The sequence below is a fragment of the Cohnella hashimotonis genome (assembly GCF_030014955.1).
Classification (GTDB): Bacteria; Bacillota; Bacilli; order Paenibacillales; family Paenibacillaceae; genus Cohnella; species Cohnella hashimotonis.
This window is the reverse complement of record NZ_JAGRPV010000001.1, coordinates 572469-591219: the sequence shown is the minus strand read 5'-3', so window position 1 is coordinate 591219 and position 18751 is coordinate 572469. Positions and strand designations below refer to the sequence as shown.

9 protein-coding genes are annotated in these 18751 nt (G+C 61.3%); all 9 read right to left on the bottom strand.

The genetic code is table 11. The features are described 5' to 3' along the window. Window positions 1–309: 309 nt before the first annotated feature. Complete coding sequence (locus tag KB449_RS02390; protein ID WP_282906832.1) at window positions 310–1257, bottom strand: sugar phosphate isomerase/epimerase family protein; 948 nt, start codon at window positions 1255–1257, stop codon at window positions 310–312. A 36-nt stretch (window positions 1258–1293) separates the two neighbouring features. Continuing rightward, window positions 1294–2490 (bottom strand): cupin domain-containing protein, encoded by a 1197-nt coding sequence (locus tag KB449_RS02385; protein WP_282906831.1) that lies wholly within the window; start codon window positions 2488–2490, stop codon window positions 1294–1296. Then, on the bottom strand, window positions 2487–5150 hold the full coding sequence (locus KB449_RS02380; protein WP_282906830.1) for a glycoside hydrolase family 2 protein: 2664 nt from the start codon (window positions 5148–5150) through the stop codon (window positions 2487–2489). The genes KB449_RS02385 and KB449_RS02380 overlap by 4 nt, the downstream gene beginning before the upstream one ends. 86 nt (window positions 5151–5236) lie before the next feature. Beyond that, complete coding sequence (locus tag KB449_RS02375) at window positions 5237–8506, bottom strand: hypothetical protein (protein WP_282906829.1); 3270 nt, start codon at window positions 8504–8506, stop codon at window positions 5237–5239. 104 nt (window positions 8507–8610) lie between these two features. Beyond that, entirely contained in the window at window positions 8611–11961 is a 3351-nt protein-coding gene (locus KB449_RS02370) for a CBM35 domain-containing protein (RefSeq protein ID WP_282906828.1), read from the bottom strand. A 100-nt stretch (window positions 11962–12061) separates the two neighbouring features. After that, window positions 12062–13666: an ABC transporter substrate-binding protein gene (locus KB449_RS02365; protein ID WP_282906827.1), complete on the bottom strand. Its 1605-nt coding sequence runs from the start codon at window positions 13664–13666 to the stop codon at window positions 12062–12064. 54 nt (window positions 13667–13720) lie between these two features. Continuing rightward, a complete protein-coding gene (locus tag KB449_RS02360) occupies window positions 13721–14608 on the bottom strand; it encodes a carbohydrate ABC transporter permease (protein WP_282906826.1) in 888 nt (295 codons plus the stop codon). A gap of 11 nt (window positions 14609–14619) precedes the next feature. Next, window positions 14620–15567: an ABC transporter permease gene (locus KB449_RS02355; RefSeq protein ID WP_282906825.1), complete on the bottom strand. Its 948-nt coding sequence runs from the start codon at window positions 15565–15567 to the stop codon at window positions 14620–14622. 292 nt (window positions 15568–15859) lie between these two features. Continuing rightward, window positions 15860–18598, bottom strand: a complete 2739-nt coding sequence (locus KB449_RS02350) for an alpha-mannosidase (RefSeq protein WP_282906824.1) — start codon at window positions 18596–18598, stop codon at window positions 15860–15862. Between the last annotated feature and the right edge of the window lie 153 nt (window positions 18599–18751).

Below are 18751 nucleotides of genomic sequence, written 5' to 3'. Positions count from 1 at the left end.
TCTTTAAGGCTGGCAGATATCCCGCTGGCGCACGCCGGTTGTTTGGCCAAAGAGGGGTTGAGTTACACGGTTTTTCCGTACAACGCCGCTCCCACGTGCCTGATCCGGCCGAGTTGCACGGTTTTTCCGTACAACGCCGCTCTCACGCGACTGATCCGACCGAGTTTCACGGTTTTTCCGTACAACGCCGCTCTCACGCGACTGATCCGACCGAGTTACACGGCTTTTCCGTACAACGGCGCTCTCACGCGACTGATCCGGCCGAGTTGCACGGTTTTTCCGCGCAACGGCGCTCCAAGCTACGGCTGCCTACCGTCCCAACAGCACTTCCTCCCGCTCGCGGAAGTAGGCGGCCGTCTGCTGGACCATGCGGTCCAGCAGAGCCTTGTCCGGCTTGCCGTACATCGCCGGGTACGGGTCGCCGCCCGGACCTAGCGGCTCCGGCGTGACGTAGCGGCCGTCGCGGTTGAAGCCGAGCAGGTACAGCGCCATGATGACGGTATCCACGTCCAGCGAGCCGTCGCCGAGCGCGCCGCGGTTGCTGTCGGCCATATGCAGATTAAGCAGCCGGTCGCCGGCCGCCAGCAGCGCCTCGCCAATGTGCGACTCTTCGGACTGCATATGGTAGACGTCCGCATTAATATGCTGCACGCCGGGATGATTAACGGACTGAATATAAGCTTCGGCGTCGGCGATCGTATGGACGTAGCTCGTCTCGGCGGAGCGAATCGGCTCGATGGCCGCCTTTACGCCGTGCGAGACGAACAGGTCGGCGACGAGCCGGAGCGTCTCGGCGCTGCGCGCAAGCTCCATCGCGTCGTAAGGCGTCGGCCTGCCGACAGCGCCCGGCACGACGAGGATGTAGGAGCCGCCGACCGCAGCCGCGAACTGGATCTCCCGCTTCAGGTAGTCGAGGGCGGCCTGGCGCTGGAAGGCGCGGTTGCTGGACAGATCGTTGTCCGCGGAAAACATGCCGCAAATGCCCGCGACCTTGATGCCGTGCGCGCTCAAAATGTCCAGCGTTTCCGCCTTGCGGTAACCGAGATCCGGACCATAGTGGTTGCCGTGCAGCTCGATGAAGCCGATGCCTGCCCGCTGCAGCCGCTCGGCCGTGTCCGCAAGCGATTCCATGCCGAAGCCCCAGTTGCTCCAGGACAGGTTCAAGCGCCGCTCGAGCCGCTTGGGATCGTTCTTCTTCAGTACCTCGAACGCTTCGCGGATCTTCTCGTTCTTCAGTTCATAGGCTTGTCGGGACATCGTGTCTTACTCTCCTTTATGTCGCGGGTGCCCGAATCAGGGCATCTCCGGATGGTTCGGTCCAAAGTGCTTCAGGAACACCATCGGCTCCCACTTGCTCCGATTGACGATCGTGACGCCCTCCCGCGCCGCATCTTCGCCGACGAAAAACTCGTCGCCGCTCATCTGCCCGAACCGCAGCATGACGGCGGCTTCGGCGTCGTGAACGCCGAATGTGCCGTGGCCTTGCACCAGTATCGTACCATAAGCCGCGGGGTCCTTCACGACGACGGTATGGCCCGGCTGCACGGTAAGCTCCTTGGCGCCGAAGTATTCGTTGCCGTACGTGATCCACTTCTCCGTATGGCGTTCGTCCGAATGCGCGCACGCGATCGGCGGGCGGAAGTAGTTTTTCTTGTAATGCGGGTCCACGTTTTTTTCCCAGTCCATCAGCCCGAGGATGTAGTCGATATCGCGCTTTTTCGGCTCCGGGCAGTTTTCCGTCAGAAATTCGTACGGATACACCTCGCCCCACACGACGTTCTCGTGGACGGAATTGACGTCGCTGTTCCACTGCGGCTCGTACGTCAGATACGAGCCCGGCGCGTGCACGACGCCCGGCGGCGTATACCAGCCGGTGCCAAGCTCGAGCCGGTAAGCCCGGGACAGCTCGGTGATCCGGTTGTCGCCCGCTTCGAATTGAAGCAGGCGCTCGCGCACCTGCTCGATCGTCGTGTCCGGGTCGTACCCGAAGTACGTGACGGGGAAGACGCCCGGATGATTGTTGAGCTGCGGCGGAAAATAGTACGCTTCGGGCTTGCCCATCCGGCCGACCAGCTGGGCGGAAGCTTCGTCCAGGTGCAGATGGTGGAACAGCGGCGTCTCATAATCGAAAAACTTGGAATACATCGGCCACGTGCCGTACTTGGCATGCAGCGCCTCGCCGATGACTTGGGGCCCGAGCGCTTCGACCGCGTCTCGGAACAAAAATTTGTCGCTCGCGTCGTCGTTCGCAGCCACGTAGCTCATGCCCTCGTCCGGCTTCGCCAGCGGCCCGTTCATCGCGGGAATGACCGAGGAAAACCATCTTTCTTTAATGGAGCCGCGTGCGGCCCCATAAGCGTAATAGTCGTCGGGATGGAGCCGCAGCCGCTTGCCCGCCTGCGCGAAACGGCGCGGTACGAATACGGGGGCGAGCCTGAAGATGCCTTTGCCCCGCTCGTGCGTTTCCCGGATTTTAGCCAGGTCGGTCATTTGGAAATCTTCCTTTCTTCCTGCGAATCTTGTTCATTAAAATGAGTGAACCGGATTTCCGGCAGCCCGGCTCGCTCCTCGCCGTCGCTTTCATCGGCCTCCGTGCCCAGCCCGCCGAGGCGCCGGTTCGCGCAGTAGACCGTCACTCGTTTCCGTTCGCCGGGGAAAAGCGTGACGAAGCCTTCGTCCGCCATCGTCCAATACCGGTCCGTCAGTTCCTCTGCATGCGCGTGAAGGATCGCTTCGTCGCCTTCGTTCGCGAGCAGGTACGTCCGCTTGAACAATTCGAGAGACTCGGTCTTCCATTCTTCGCCCGCTTCCTCCCACTCGCCTTCCGCCTCGAAGCGGAAGCCGTGCGCGCCAAGGCCTAGCGCCGGCCGGTAGCATGTCTCGGCCTGCGTGGAAAAATAGTAGACGTTCTCATGCAGCGTCCGTCCCTCTCGCAGCAAACGAAGACGTACGACAAACAGCGCCGTGAAATCGGACGTGATCTCGAACGCGAGCGCGCCTACCTTCTGCATGGCGGCGCCGGGCTCCGCCCGAAATCTTCCGTGCCACAGCCGTCTGCCCGCCGTCGTCAGCGCCTCGACCTCCGCCTCGTCGCCGTCGCGCGATCCGCTCTTTCCACTTTCCGCGAACAGCTCCGCCTGAAACGTATCCCCCACCGGATAGATGAGCCGGCGATAATCGAGAGACACATGCACCCTGGCAAACGCCTGCCCGATCCAGTAGTACGCCATCTTGGATTCGCCGTAATAGTCCGTCAGCGACGTGCAGCCGACGTTGGGCCAAGGCTCGTTGAACTGCCAGACGATGCTGCCGCTGTTGCGGAACTGCCGGCGCCGGTTGGCCTCGACGATGAACCGCAGGCCCTCCGCCTGGATCCACTGGCTGCCGCGGATGAATGCGTCGATGCCCGCCGGCTCGCCGAAAAACCAGGCATCCCGCTCCCGCGTGTCCCACCAATCGCCATGGTGGCGCCAGACGAGACTCTCGTCCATATCGGACACCCGGACATGAGCCGGGCTCAAAAACTTGCGCATGCTCTTCACGGCGCACAGTCCGTCGACCCCGAACTCGCTGTGGAACAAGCTGTCCGACTGCCCGTAAAATTCGTAATGCTCGGGATGTCCCCTGTACTTCCAGCCGCCGTGAACGTCATGGTTCTGCCCCTCGTCCAGCGACAGCATTTCCTGCGGACCGGAAGCGGACGTCGGGAGGAACATCCGGTCCGGATCGTGCGCCCGAACGAGCGCCTGGAGCTGCGCAAGATTGCCGTTGTCGTAGCCGCAAGGCCGGTTCGGGGCTTCCTTCAGCTCGTTGCCGCCGCTCCAGACCGTCAGCGATACGTAGTTGCGCCGGTCCTTGATCGCGGCCTCGGCTGCATCGGCCAGCAGCGCGAGATACTTCGGATCCTCTGGCGGCACCGAGTCCATCCCCGAGCCGGACTGGACGAACTCCTGCCAGACGAGGATGCCGTGACGGTCGCACAGCTCGTAGAACACGTTTTTCTCGATCACGCCGCCGCCCCACACGCGAACCATGTTGACGCCGGCGCGCTTCATGAGGAGCACCGTCCATTCGTAGCGCTCGGGCGTCACGGTGCCGTACAGCATATCGAGCGGCGTCAAGTTCACGCCTTTGACGTACACCTTCTCGCCGTTCATTACGAACGTATACGGCAGCGCGGACGCGGGACTCTCCTCGTTAAGCATGTAGCCGAGCTTGCGGATGCCGGGCTTGAACGCGCGCGCATCCAGCAGCGCATCCCCGTTCAGCAGGCGCACTTCAAGCCCGTACAGCGGCTGCGCTCCGTGCCCGTTTGGATACCAGAGCCGGGGCCGTTCCACGCGAAAAGAAAAGTCGGCCTCCGCCCGGTCCGGACCGATGACTATCCGCTGCGTCCCGATCTCGCGGCCGTCCGGATCGGTCAGCACCGCTTCCGCGGCATAATCCTCCGACAAAGCAACCCCCATCAGCGTATCGGCCTCCTGCACCGCACCCTCGACCCGCATCTTCAAGCCAACGACGCCAGTGCCGTCTTCCGAGACATCCGTGCGAATGTGCGCTTCGCCGAGCGACAGCTCTTCGTGGACGCGCAGGTACACGTCGTCCCAAATGCCGAGCGACACGAGCCGCGCGGAAAAATCCCATTTGTACCCGAACCGGCTCTTCTGGGTATGCGTCAGCGACGTCCGCCCGATCTGCGACTGCTCCAGAGGCGCATGCTCGAACAGGATGCGAAGCTCCAGGGTCTCATGTGCCAGCGCGATGTCCGTAATATCGAAGACGGCCGGAACGAACATCCCTTCATGCTCGCCGAGCGGCACATTGTTCAAGTAAACATGGGCTTTGTAGTCCAATCCCTTGCAGACGAGCTCGACCTTGCGGCCCAGATACGCCGGGCGCGGGAAGGAGGTCCGGTACATCCACCACCGGTGCTCCACCCATTCGCAGGACAGACTGTTCAGATCCCGGTGCGGATGCTGAATGTAGCCCGCTCTGTACAGATCGTGCTGTACGCCGCCGGGGACGACGGCAGGCATCCAAGCCGTCACGCCCTTCATGGCTTCCCCGGTCTCCACGCTGTTGGCCAGCAGCGGCACGTAGGGATAAAAGCCTTTGAGCTCCCACTTGAGATCCTTCAAGTCGTACTTCATTTACGCGCTCCTCCTGCTTCGAAGCTTCCCGGCGATTGGCCGACCGAAAATTTCCCCGGCGATCCTTCCTGCTCGACCGTCCCCGCTCAAAATTGAACGCTGGCCGAAAACCCTGGCTTGCCGGCCGGCACGTTGAACCGCACCCATGCGGCATCGCCGCTGCGCTCGACCGCGGCCTCCAGCCGCTCGCCGTCCGCGAGCACCGTAGGTGCCGCGTCCAGATGCTTCAGCTCGAACGGCCCGACGCGCAGCTTCACCGCAGGCAGCTCGTCGCTTGACTGCACGCGAATCTGCGCGCCGTCCGTCGCCAGCTTTAACGAATATTCCAGCTTCGCCGTCAAGCGGCGGGCCCCGTCCTCGATCAGGAACGGATAGTCGCGGACCCACACGCCGTCCCAGCCCTGCGGGAGCCGCGAGATGAGGCCGAGCTCGGGCTGCCGGCTGTCGTCGACGCCGATGATGATCTTGAGCGCCTTGAGAATCTCCGCCTGCTGTACTGCGTTGCCCAGATCACCGAAGCGCGAATAGATCTTCTTGGCCCTGTTCACGGCGCCGCCGATCTCGGGCACGATGTACTGGCGGTAGACCGGACCGTAGATGAGCTTGGCGTTCAGCTTCATGAATTCGGACGCGTCCGCCGTGCGGTCGAGCAGCAGGGAAGCCTGCGTCGTGAAGGCCGCGTTGTAGCCCATCGCCCACGGGACGAACTGCTCCTTGTTGACGGCATATTCCTTCTCGTTCAGCGCGTACCACTCCGGATACGTATTTTCCGGAAACAGTCCCTTCGTATCCGTCGGCAGCAGCAGCGGGCCGAGCAGACTGCCCCGGCCGAAGCCGCGGTATTGGTCGGTCCAGACCCGCCCCTTTTCCGCATCGTCCACGATATAGAACCGTTCGCTGGCGAGCTTCAGCCGTACCGCCGTCTCTTCCCAGACGCGGGCGGATTCGGATTCGCCGATGGACGCGGCCATCTCCGCCAAGCCATGCAGCGCCTCGATGCACGGCAGATCGCAGAAGATCGAGTGCCCGACCGAGATCGGGTAGCCCGAACCTTCGCTGTCCGACCACAGCACGTCCGTTGCCTTGGACACCTCGGGATGCTCGAACTGCCAGATGATCCAGTCGCCCAGCCCCTTGACGTCCTCCCATCTCGGGCGCAGCCAGGCTTCCCGCTCGGGCAGACGCTTCCACAGTTGATAGATGAAGAGCGACGTCAGTCCGTGCCCGTCGTTCTCGAAGCAGCCGGTGCCGATCTCGGTGCGCGGGAACTGCAGGATGCGGTGAATGTGGCGCGGCAGACGATAGCCGTTCACCGTGAGCGACTCGTCCTCCTCCCATACGCGGGCCATCTTGAGGCACCAGTCCGCGCAGGCGACCGCCTGGTCCACGAAGCCGAAGGCGATCATCTCCATGAGCGTGCGGCCGATGTCCCGCGACCAGGCTTCGTCGTAGTACATGCCGGGATGCTCCTGGTTCGGATACAGCTTGAAGTCCATCGAGAAGGTGCCGCCGATGCCGTCGTATCCATAGGAGAGCGCGCCGGCCGAAGAGGTGTGATACACGCCTTTGTCGTCGACCTTTGCCGCCATATCCAGTACGTTGTGATAGAACGCATTGGTGAAAAAGTCGGTTTCCCGGCCGCCTGTGAAGCGAACCTCCGGTCCCTTGTAGCCGATCGGGATATCCAGCGGAAACCGCTTCGGGAAGTTGTCGTCGGTCACGTACATATAGTCCTGAAGCCGACGAATGCGCGCGAGCGAAGCTTCCTCGTCGACGCCCGCGAGGCGAAGGGGACGGCGCTCGATGCTCTCCGTCAGCGCTGCCGACAGGCCGGTGCTTCTTGCGAGAAGACCGCCCTCCGGACATTCGCCCTCGCGAAGCGGGACGACGGTGATGCCGGTCACGACGGGCGTGAGACCCGAGCCGGGCTCCGGCGCGTATTCGATCCGCGCGATCGGCTTGGCCGCGGGATTGATCGAAGCGACGTACTGATGCGTCGGCGTCGGCTGCGCCGGGTAGATGCGAAGCGACTCCTGCAGCGTGCGCCGGACTTCGGTAAAGGAGACGAACGGTTCGGGGTACTTGACGAACTTCTCCCCCCACCAAGCGCTCTCGCCGATGACGATCGGGTACACGCCGATCTCGCCGTCCTTATAGCACACCCGCAAGGAGCCCAGGCTCTGCCCGACCGTTACCTGCTTGTCTTCCGGCGAATAGCTATTGCGCTCGCTTACCTTCATCCCGGCGATGAGCAAGTGCCTCGCGGCAATGCCAACGGGCAGCGAATACGGCTTGCGGCTCGCGAACAGCGTACTCGCGCCCGCCACGAACGGCACGCCGTACAGCTCCGTATATCTCGGCGGCTCGGCGACGACCTGCCATCCGGCCAGGACGTCGCCGCCTTCCGCGCCGAAGTCCACCCGGAACGCTTCGCCCGCGTCGATCGCGTCGACGCCGATCCATGCCGTATGCGGACCGTTGTCGCAGTCCACGACCCGGATGAACGTCGTTCGTCCCGTCAGGTCCGACACGTCGGTCTCGCTCCAGGCCGGCGGATTCGTATTGGGCGGGTAGACGGTGCGCAGGATGTCCCCGGTCGCGGCGTCCACGAGCTCGATCCGGTTTTTGTTGACCTGGTAGCGCTGATAGTAGCCGCGCAGTTTTAAGCGGAGCGTCGGGGCGCCGATGACAAACGAGGGCGATTGGATGATGCCGACGCCGTCGTCGCCCGCAAGACAAGAGGACAGGTGCCTGTCCGTCTTGTTTCCTTCGTAGTCGATGTCGGTTAGGCCCCAAATGCCCGAATTCGCAGCCGGCGCTTCCAGACAGTAGTAGACGTCCTGCGTTTCCGTCCCGTGAAGCCGGACCTCCTCGACCCGGGAGAGCGCGAGTCCCTCGCCTGCGAAGGACTTGCTGCCCTTGACCTCCAGATAGACCTGCTTGCCCTTCAGATGGCGGACGAACCATTCCCGGACGGCGAACGCGTCCTTCAGCGGCGCCGCCGCTTCCTGAACGACCTCTCCGCTTTCCGCCAGCCGCAGGAAGCAGCCGCCTTCGGCGGATGCGTGGTTCAGAACGTCGTAGCCGGCGATCCGCAGCCGGAGCTGCTCGCTCTCGATCGTGAATGTCGGCGAACGCAGGCTCTCTGAAGCGCCGGCGACCTTCTCCCAGACCTCGGCCCCCGGCTCGGCGTCATCGCCGTCGGCTCGTACGGCCAGGCGCCAGCCGCCGGCCGGCGTCCAGCCGGACCAGCCGGCGCTGCCGCCCCACAAAAGCGCGTTGCTTTTCGGCTTGGGCAGGAAGGGACTGGCGGGAGCGTTCGTGAGCGTTCGTTTGTTCAGGACGGTATCGTTCATCGGGCATGATTCCTCTCTTCAATAAAATAGAGTCGCACCCGGCCTTAAAAAATCCGGACGGGTGCGAACGCTAGCGTCGACTGCAGTCGCTGCAGGCTTGACGCTTAAGGCTGGCCTTCCAGGTGGCGCGTCGGGTTGTAGCTCGCCGCGATGCCGGCGCCGGTCGTATTCTGGCCGAACACGACCGCCGAGTTCATGACCTTAACGCTCGAGCCGCTGGCCGCAACGACGGCATAGTCGTCCCTAGACAGCTGGTCGGTCACGAGGTTCCAGATCTCGACGGTGCCGGAATTGACGACGACGCCGTTCTTGACGCCGCAGCCGCCGATGTTCAGCAAGTGTTCGTTCGAAGCGCCGTTGACGATAATCCACTGCGTATGCAGCCACATGTAGCTGTCGCGGATGGCCGAGAAGTTGTCGGTGCCCGCCCAGTTGTTGAAGAATCCGGCGATGCCGTAGCGCTCCGCCTCGCCGTCCATGGACGTCGGGTTGAGATCGTGCATTTGCTCGATCCACCCTTCCGTGCTCGTGCCGACCCGTACGAAGTTTTCGGCGCAGAAGCCGAACAGCCGCTTGACGAAGTGACGGTCGCTGCCATTCGTGATGTCGAGGCCGTAGGAGCCGTTCTCGAACTCGACGTTGACGACATAGACGTCGTCCGCATTGTTGATCCGCACCGTATACGGGAACTTCTTGATGTTCGTCGACGTGTTCATCGGGTTGTTCGGATAAAAGACGCGCAGACCGCGAAGGCCCGACTTGTTGCCGTTCAGCGTGATGAAGGCGGTGTCCGTCGTCGGCGTCGCCGTGCCCTCGCCCTCGTAGGCGAGCAGCGCCGTGCCTTCGCCGGTCGCCCGGGCTTCGATCGCGGTGGAGCTCGCGCCGCGCAGCTCGACGTTCGCCGGCACCGTCAGGTGCGTGCTCACCTTGTACCAGCCCGGCGGCAGGTACACGATGCCGCCGCCCGCCGTGCCGGCCGCGTTCAGCGCGGCCTGGATGGCCGACGTGGCGTCCACGGTCGGCAGATTGCCGCGCGATGCCTTGACGTACGGCGCATAATAAGGCGCTTTGGTCACGTCATAGAGCGTCGTGCTCGTCGTTTTGCTCGGCGTGCCCTCGGTATAGGCTGCCGGCGGTGGCGGGGTCGGCGACGTGACAGTGAGCCCCGTGCCCGTCGTCGCGCCCGTCAGCGTGTTGTTCGACGCGAATAGCTCCGCGTACGTATTGATTCGGCTGAAGTTGATCGAATTCACGCTTCCGGAGAGCGTACTGCCCAGCACGGCGTTTTTGCGGAAGCCCGACTCCATTTTCAGCGCATAATCGGTATTCTGAAGGTCCAGCAGCGCAAAGTTCGAGGCCCACGATCCGTCGCGCGGTCCGTCCACGTCCCGGATCCCGTATTTATAGTCCGAAGCCTTCAGCTTGTAATGCTGGGCCGCGTCGTTATCGGAGAACAGGAACGCCGTTCCGTTCGCGCGCGTATAGGTGTCGATCACGCTCTTGGCGGGAGCGTTGTAAGTGCTGCCTGCGTTCGCCCAGTAGGCATTGCTGAACGTGATCTTCTGGGTGGAATCGACCGCCGCCGTCTCGCGCAGCTCAAGTCCCACATTGAGGGCCGTTCCTTTGATGTTCTCGAACGTATCGAAGCCGTGCACCGCGCCGACCAGAATTCCCTTATAAGCATTCAGGAAAGTCACATTGTGAACGGATGCCGCGTCCTGGTCGGCGCGGATGACATAGCCCAGATTGATCGGGACGATCGGGTTCGAGTGGTTTTGGTTCGGATAGTAGAACGTGAGTCCGACGACGCCGGCGTTCGTGCCTTGCAGACGGATCAGCTCGCCGATATCGCTCGATACGTTCGCCGAGATGACCGTACCGTAGCTGCCCGTGCCGCTGTCCGGGTCGCGCCAGTCGCCGCGAATGGAGCAGAACGAGTACACCTTAAGCGTGGAGCTGATCTTGTACGTGCCCGACGGCATCCATACCGTGCCGCCGCCCATGACGAAGCAATCGTCGAGCGCCTTCTGCACGGCTGCGGTCGCGTCGGCCGCGCCGGTCTTGTCCGCGCCGTAGTCGGTGACGTCGAAGTCGGAGATGACGACGTCCTCCGTCGCGTAGGTCGGCGTGACGACCTTCGTCTTGCGCGGCGTCGTCGCCACGTAGATCCGGTCGATGTCGGTGCCGCCCGCATCGGCGCTATCCTTCTGGATCTTGATCGTGTTCGAGCCTGCGTTCAGATGGACCGCGACTTTGGCTTCCTTATAGATGTTCCAATTGCCCGTCGCGGGGAAAGCGACGCCCATGACCTTCGTCCCGTTGACGTACAAACTCTTGGTACGCGTATCGGGGTAGCCGTTGGAGTAGCGGATCGTCACGTCGTAGTAGCCCGCGCCCGTAGTTGACGGGGTGTTCACGCTGCCGAACTGCACATAAGCGCCGTCGCTGTTCAGCGTGCCGACCTTGGAGCCGCCGGACGCGTAAGTGTCCGCGACGGTCGCAGCGCCGCCGCCGACCGTGCCGCTCTCGGCCTCGTACTTGGTGCCCGACTGGATCGTCTCGAAGGCGTCCCAATCGATCGCGTTCCCCGTGGACGCCGCGTTTTTGGTGCCGCTGACGGCGACTCTCAGCGTGTGGACGCCTTCCGGCAGGCCACGTTGTTCGTACAGAATCAGCTGCTTTTCCCAGACCGGTCCATACGTATCGACGGAGATCGGCACCCCGCCGTCGATAGATACGTTCGCCTTTCCGTGGTTGTTGTTCTTGGCGCCGATCCAGCGGACGCCCGTGCCGTGGAACGTAAACTCGATCGCATCGTTCGTCGTCTCGGAGAATTGGACGTCGTTGTTGTAATAGCCCGTCGCCCCGCCGTCGTAAACGATCGTCCCCCCAGGGGAGTAGTAGTTGATGTAATAGTACGGTCCGTAATTGTTCACGATCGTCCAGGCCGACGTCGCGCCCGGCACGTAAATGCTGTCGATATCGCTGGCCGGACTGTCCGCGCTGTCGCGCTGGATCTTGATCGTGTTGCTGCCTTCGTTCAGCGAGACGCTTGCCGTAACCGTGGCGTAAATGTTCCAGTTGCCGGTCGCAGGGAAGCTCACCGTCGCAACGTCGACGCCGTTCACGTACAGGCTCTTGGTTCGGGTATCCGGGTAACCGTTGGAGTAACGAATCGTAATGGTGTAAGTGCCCGCGTTGGCTACGCTTACATTATTCAGCTGCACGTACGAGCCGACGTCGTTCAGGTTGCCGACCTTGTAGCCCGCCGACGCGTTGCTGTCCGCCGTGACGGACGCGGTGCCGCCGATGACGCCGTTTTCGGCTTGATAGGTCACGTCCCCGGCCGCATAAGCGCTGCCCGACGGACCTGCCGCGAACCAAAACGCTCCCAAGCCCAGCGAGAGCGCCGCGCTCCACGCATACTTCTTCCAGCCGCTTCGAATTTTTCCCACTTCATTGACCACCTTTACGAATAGGGTACAGGCATAGGTCAAGCAGCTGCCGGAGACGCGCCCGCCTCCGGCAGCCCGATACGTGGAATTGCGATAAGCCTTATTTTTTCGCGGCCAGGAAGGCGTCCGCTTGCTTCTGGATCTCGGCTACGATCTTGTCCGTACCCGCCTTCTTCTGCTTTTCGATATAGTCCGCGAGCGCTTTATCCGCGTCTTTGACAATGCCGTACATGAGCGGCTTGCCCGCTTCGGTCGTGAGCGCGGTGCGCTTGGCGATCTCGTTTTTGATCGCGTCCGTCACCGGGAAGAAGCCCGTGAGGCCGGAGACGAGACTGTTCGGCTGGTTCGTGAAGTCGGCGATCGCCTTCCAGCCTTCGGCCGTTCTGGATTGGGTCGGACGCACCAGGTTGTCGCGCCAGAAGCCCCATTGTCCCTGCCAGTCCATGTAGTTCGAGGTCTCGGCCGTCATGCCCTCCGGATAAACGAAGGTGTCGCCGTTTTTGACATACGTCTTGCCTTCGATACCGAACAGCACCATGTCGTACAAGCTCTGGTCGGTGGCCATCATGTCCATGAACATGAGCGCTCGTTCCGGGTTTTTGGCGTTTTTGTTGATCGCCATCATGTTCGCCAGCGGCGACCGTCGCAGATAGTTGCCCTCAGGGTACAACTCGGAGTAGAAGTTCTCCGGCTTGCCCAGGAAGTCGTTGAAGTTGATGTATTCGTTCGAGTTGAACCCGACGACCTTCAGATTGCTGGATTCGCCCGCGTGCGCGTCGCGATTGATCATGAGGTCGGTTGGAATGATGCCCTCGTCGGCCCATTTCTTGGCCCAGGTGACCGCTTCCTTGTACCAGTCGGTCTGCTCGACCGGGACCAGCTTCATCGCCGGATCATCCAGCTTGTAGGTGAGACCGTACAGGCCGTCGACGGGATCCGCGTAGTTGTATTTAGGCGCGAGCATCGAGAGAATCTTGCTGTAGGTCAGGCCGCCGTCCCACTCCAGAATGTGGCTGTTCGGCGCGGCTTTCTTGGCTTCCTGCAGAAAGGCGTCCAGCTCCTCGACCGTCTTGATGGAGCCGTTCTCCGGTTGGGCGACTTTGCCTTCCAGGCCCGACTTCTTGAAGTCGACCGAGACGAAGGCGTGGTCGTTCGTGATTTGCGTCCAGGGCATCGCCGTGATCTTGCCGCCGGACGTGATGGAGTCGACCATGTTGCGCGACTGCAGCTGCTCGTAATAGTGTGGCGCGAACTTCGGGAGCAGGTCCTTGATGTCCAGATAGTTGTTGACCATCTGCGGATAGGCTAGCCAGTCGGCGTCGAAGTTGAGGTCGTAGTCGTCGCCGGACGTCGCGAGCAGCTTGATCTTGGTCGCATAGTCGTTAAAAGGGATGAAGTTGATTTCGAATTTGGCGTTCAGCGTATCCTTCACTTTTTCTTCGACGGCTTTCCATACCTCGTCAGTGGCGGGTCTCTTGTCTCCGGCGAAATAAATCTTGAGCGTGACCGGATCGAGCTTCTCCGCGGCGGGCGAGGAAGCGGGGGTGTCCGATGCGGAAGCGGATGCGGATGTGCCGGAACCTTGAGGCGGCGCGGACGAGGATGCGGCATTGTCGTTATTGTTGTTGCCGCATGCCGCCAGCGAGCCCCCCAGCATAAGCGCGGACAGGACCGCGCCGGTCAGACGAACGTTTCTTTTTTTCATCGTCGTAATCTCCTTCATCTATATTCTACATAAGGGCTTTGACCCCCAGAGTAGTCAGCCTTTGACTGCGCCGATCATGATGCCTTTGACAAAATAACGCTGGACGAACGGATACAAAAAGACCATCGGGCCGATCGTTAAGACGCAGGTCGCGAGCTTAATGCCTTCGGAAGGAACCAGACTGCCCGACAGCATCCGGGCCGCCGCGTCCGACGTCTTGAGGAACATGATGTTGGAAACGATGGACCGCAGCAGAAGCTGCAGCGGCTGCAGGTCGCTGCTGTCGATGAGCATGACGCCGAGGTACCAGTCGTTCCAGTAGGTCAGCGCGATGAACAGCGATACGGTCGCGATGACCGGCGTCGACAGCCGCATCACGATCTTGAAGAAGATCGTCGCTTCCCCCGCCCCGTCGATCTTGGCCGATTCGGACAGCTCCTCCGGCAGCGATTGGAAGTAGTTGCGGATCAAGAAAACGTTAAACGCGCTGCACAGATACGGAATGATAAGCGCGGCGATGCTGTCTTTGAGATGCAGGTAGTTGACGCAGACGATATACCACGGAACCATGCCGCCGCTGAACAGCAGCGTCAGCATCGCGTACACCGACAGAAACCTTCTGTACTTCACCCGCCGGAGCGACATGGGATAAGCCAGCATCGCGCAGATCATCACGCTCGCCGCCGTCCCGATAACCGTCACGATGGTCGAGATCTTGTAGCCGTTCACCAGCACCTTCCACTGCACGAACAAGATGTGATAGGCCTCCAGGCTGAATTGGCCCGGGATCAGCTGGTAGCCGTGCGCCTGAATCTCGAGTTCGTCCGTAAAGGAGCCTCCGATGACCATCAGAAACGGCAGCAGGCACAGAAGCGAGAACGCGAGTACGATCGCATAAATGACCAGATCCGAATAGCGAATGGCGCCCAACTTGCTTGTCATGTGCTTCCCTCCTAGAACAGACCGGAGCCGTTCTGATATTTGTTGGCCCAGCGATTGCAGGCGAGCACGAGAATAAAGGCGATGACCGATTGATAGAAGCTGGCCGCGGACGCCATGCCGACATCGCCAAGGACGCGCAGATTGCGGAAAATAAAGGTGTCCAGCACGTCGGTCGTCGCGTACAGGTTCGGATTGTCGCCGATGATGCCGTAGAACATGCCGAAGTCCGCGTTCATGATTCGTCCGATCGCCAGCAGCGTCAGGATGATGATGGTCGGCTTCAGCATCGGCAGGCTAATGTAGCGCATCTGCTGGAAACGCGTTGCCCCGTCGATCTCCGCAGCCTCGTAATAGCTGGTGTCGACGCCGGACAAGGTCGCGATGTACAGGATCGAGTTGTAGCCCGCGCTTTTCCAGACCATGATCAGCGTCAGAATGATCGGCCACGCCTGCGGCGTGTTGTACCAGTTGACCTTGGAAAGGCCGAACCACTGCAGCAGCTGGTTAAGCATGCCTTGATCGAACGCGAAGATGCTGTAAGCGAACACGCTGACGACGATCCAGGAGACGAAGAAGGGCAGCAGCGTAAACGACTGAACGAGCTTCTTGAACGTCTTCTTCCTCACCTCGTTGAGCAAAAGCGCCAGCCCAACCGCGACGACCGTGCTGCTCGCAATGAACAGCAGGTTCAGCAGAATGGTATTGCGCGTCGCCCGGAAGGTCGTATCCGACGTAAACAGAAAGTTGAAGTTGTTGAAGATTGGCTTCGTCCATTCGCTGCCGAAGATGCCTTTGCCAAAGTCGAAGTTTTTGAAGGCGATCAGCACGCCCGCCATCGGAAGATAGTTAAAGAAGAACAATACGACCAGGCCTGGCACGGCCATTAAGTACAAGAACGCGTTTTTGTTGAGCTCGAAGGCGATCGCCTTCGTTTTGCCGCGCTGCCGGCCTGCGTCCATCCGTTTCACCTCGTTGTTTATTTCTCGTAACCGCTATCATGAAGCGCTTTCAATTGTCGGCTTTGAATCTCAACCCTCAGACTAAAACTTCAACTCCCAACTGCCCCCCCTCAACTGCCCCCCCTCAACTGCCCCCCTCAAACTGCAATCTGCAATCCCCAATCTGCAATCCCATTCTGCAATCCCATTCTGCATCTCTTCACTTTCATCCAACTAACTTGTTATATTGTTATAAACTTATATGTTGCTTGTATATTGAGATTATACTTTTAGAACAACATGTTGTAAAGGGTTATTTTAACATTGCTGGCGCGTCTTTAATGCCTAGCGTCAGTATCTTTTTCGGCGCAAGCGCGAAGGCGATCGGACCCGCTTCGACCGGCACCGCGTCAGCCGCGACTCGCTCATTCAGCATCCGCTCGCTGACTTCCGATCCAACGTCGAACAAGCGTCCCTTCACCGTGACCCTCTCCTCCGACTCACCAAGATTGACCAGCCGGAGCACCGCGCCGCCGGCATCCTCCGCACGCTTGAGCGCAGTCGTCACGACGGCGCCGCCGGGCGATTCGACGCTCGCCCAAGACAGAGCCGACGGCAGCGGGCCGCCATGAACGCCGGTCGGTACCGCGCGCAGCGGCGCATTGAACGACTGGGCGACACCGACGACCTCCCTGTAATCGCCGCCATGGGGCACGATGGCGAAGCGGCAGCTGTAAGGTCCGAGACACTGCGCGCCCGGCGTGGGAAAGTAGTTCCAGTCGCCGAGCTCGCCCACGCAGCGGAGCAGCGTCAGCGCGATCGTGCCGCGGCCGTCGCGCAGCGCCTCGTACTCGGGCAGCCCCTCCGTGACGATCGCCAAGCCCCGCACGCCGTCGGACACGTCGACGAACGACTGCATCCGCTCGTTGCGCGACGGATTGCGCCAGCCTTCCCATGGCGCGATCGACCGCTTCACGACGTCGAACGGCGCAGCCGCGCGGACGAACGCCGTATCCGCGTCGCTCGGAAACAGCGCGCGCAGCCGGTGGTCCTTGGCCGCATTGTCCAGGCTGACGACGATCTCAGCGTACTTGGCACCGGTTTTAAGGCTGACGGCGACCTCGATCTCCTGACTGACCGTACGCGCCGTACGACCGCTCCCCTCCCGCTCCGCCGGCAGGTCGAGCCGGTGCAAGACGGCAAGGCGCGCGCATCCGGCGGTCGAACGATCCACCAGCCGGACCGGGTCCACCCCGGTAACGATCGGGACGGCTCCCTCTGCTGCGCGATACAGGTATTCGTTACCGATATCCCCGCTGTCCTCGAGCGCCAGAAGATCGCGGTACACTTGGCCGGTTGCCTTGTCCTCCAGTGTCAACTTGCCGCCGGCGTCCGCCGCGATTCGCAGGTAAGCGTTTTCCAAAATCGCCGAATCCGGTTCCACGATGCATGCGGCTTCATCGCCGTCGCCGATTGGCGCGCTGCCTGCGTCCTTCCGTCGCACCCATGCAAAGGACGCATGCCCCGTTCCCGGGATTCCGCTTGCGAGGAAGGTCAACCGATATCTTCTTTTCCGCCACGGTATCCGAAAACGATCGTCCGGCAGCGTAAACCCGCTGATCCAGCCAAGGTCCTCCCATGCGCACGCGACTTCGGCGCGGTCACGGTCCAACAACGCGAACCGATCTGGCTCAAGCTCTTCGTGGGCGTCGATGTCGACCGTCGTCCATTCGTCCCGCGTCCAGCCGAGCGGATTGAATACGACGAACGGGTACGCATCGGCCGACTGCCCTGTTAGTTGCGTCCCGGGAGCTTTTGTATCCGTGGCGTAAACGTCCGCCGGCTGCCCTGATTGTTGAGCCGCGAACGCAGTCGTATCCGTGCGGTCCGCGATATAAGTCATCGCCTCGAAGCTCAATGCCTCCGCGATCTGCGCGCTCTTCATGAAGCGCGTCACCATCTCCTCGTGGACCGGATCGACGCTGCAGCCGCAGATGCTGTCGTGCGGATGATTCTGGAGGAGCAGCTTCCAGGCTTGCTTCAAGAAAGCGGCCGGGTATTCCTTTCCCAGCAGACCGGCGATTGTGGAAAAGGGCTCAGCCCACCGCTCCAATTCGCCCTGGACGCGCGTATTCCACTGCTTCAGGTACATCCGCGAGGAGGCGGTGTTCACCAGCGTAGTCCAACCGTCGGTCCGCTCGCCGATCAATTCTCCGGCCACCGTCGCATTCGGAGGCTCGCACGCTTCCAGCTTGTCGAAATAGTCCTGGAACCGGCTGTGAACGAACCGGTACGCCGGCAATCCCTCGTTCAGAGCCGCAATGGCCTGACCGACGTCGGACTGTACCGGCTGATGATCGCATCCGTTCATGAGCAGCAGATGCGGCGTCGAGGCGAACCGCTCAACGTTGTCCAGCGCCTGCCTTCCCCGCTCCGCGGCACGCAGCGGGTCGGTCGGCAGCTCCATGCCGTTGTGGTACCAATTCGCGAGAAATACGGACAGCACCCGAGAACCGTCGGGCGACGCCCACCACAGCTCCGACGGGTAGCCCGAGCTGTCCGTGTTGCGGACGCCGTTATTCTCGGCGATGGCATTGATTCCGCGGCCGAACACGGCGCGCCCGATTCCGAAGCCCTGCAGCAGCTGCGCGGATTGGGAGATGTTGCCGAACGTATCGGGAAAGTAGCCGATCTCGGTCGCGCCGCCAAGCTCCTCGGCGCGCGCCAGGCCGAGCTGCATGTTGCGGATCTGCGCCTCGCCGCTCGTCAGAAATGCGTCCTGCAGGACATACCAGGGACCGATGCTCAGCTTGCCTTGCCGGACCACGGATCGAAGGCGCGCCTCCTGTTCGGGGCGGATCTCGAGATAATCGTCGACGAGCAGCACATGCCCGTCGAGATGAAAAAAAGCGAAACCGTTATTTTCCGCCTCCAGCAAGTCCAGCACATCGTCGATCAGCTTCACGAGCCGCATCCGGAACTTTTCGAAGGACATGTACCATTCGCGGTCCCAGTGAGAATGCGAAATGATGTGTACCGTCGCTTTCTCCATCTCCCTGCCCTCCCGTCTTCCTCATTTTATGAATTAACTTGTATACTTTATAACAAGCTTGTAATAAAATATTATCATGTTCATGCCAACCTGTAAATTAAGGAATGTAACTGTACAACCCTGGCTTTAAGTTATATATTTGTCATAGAAAAG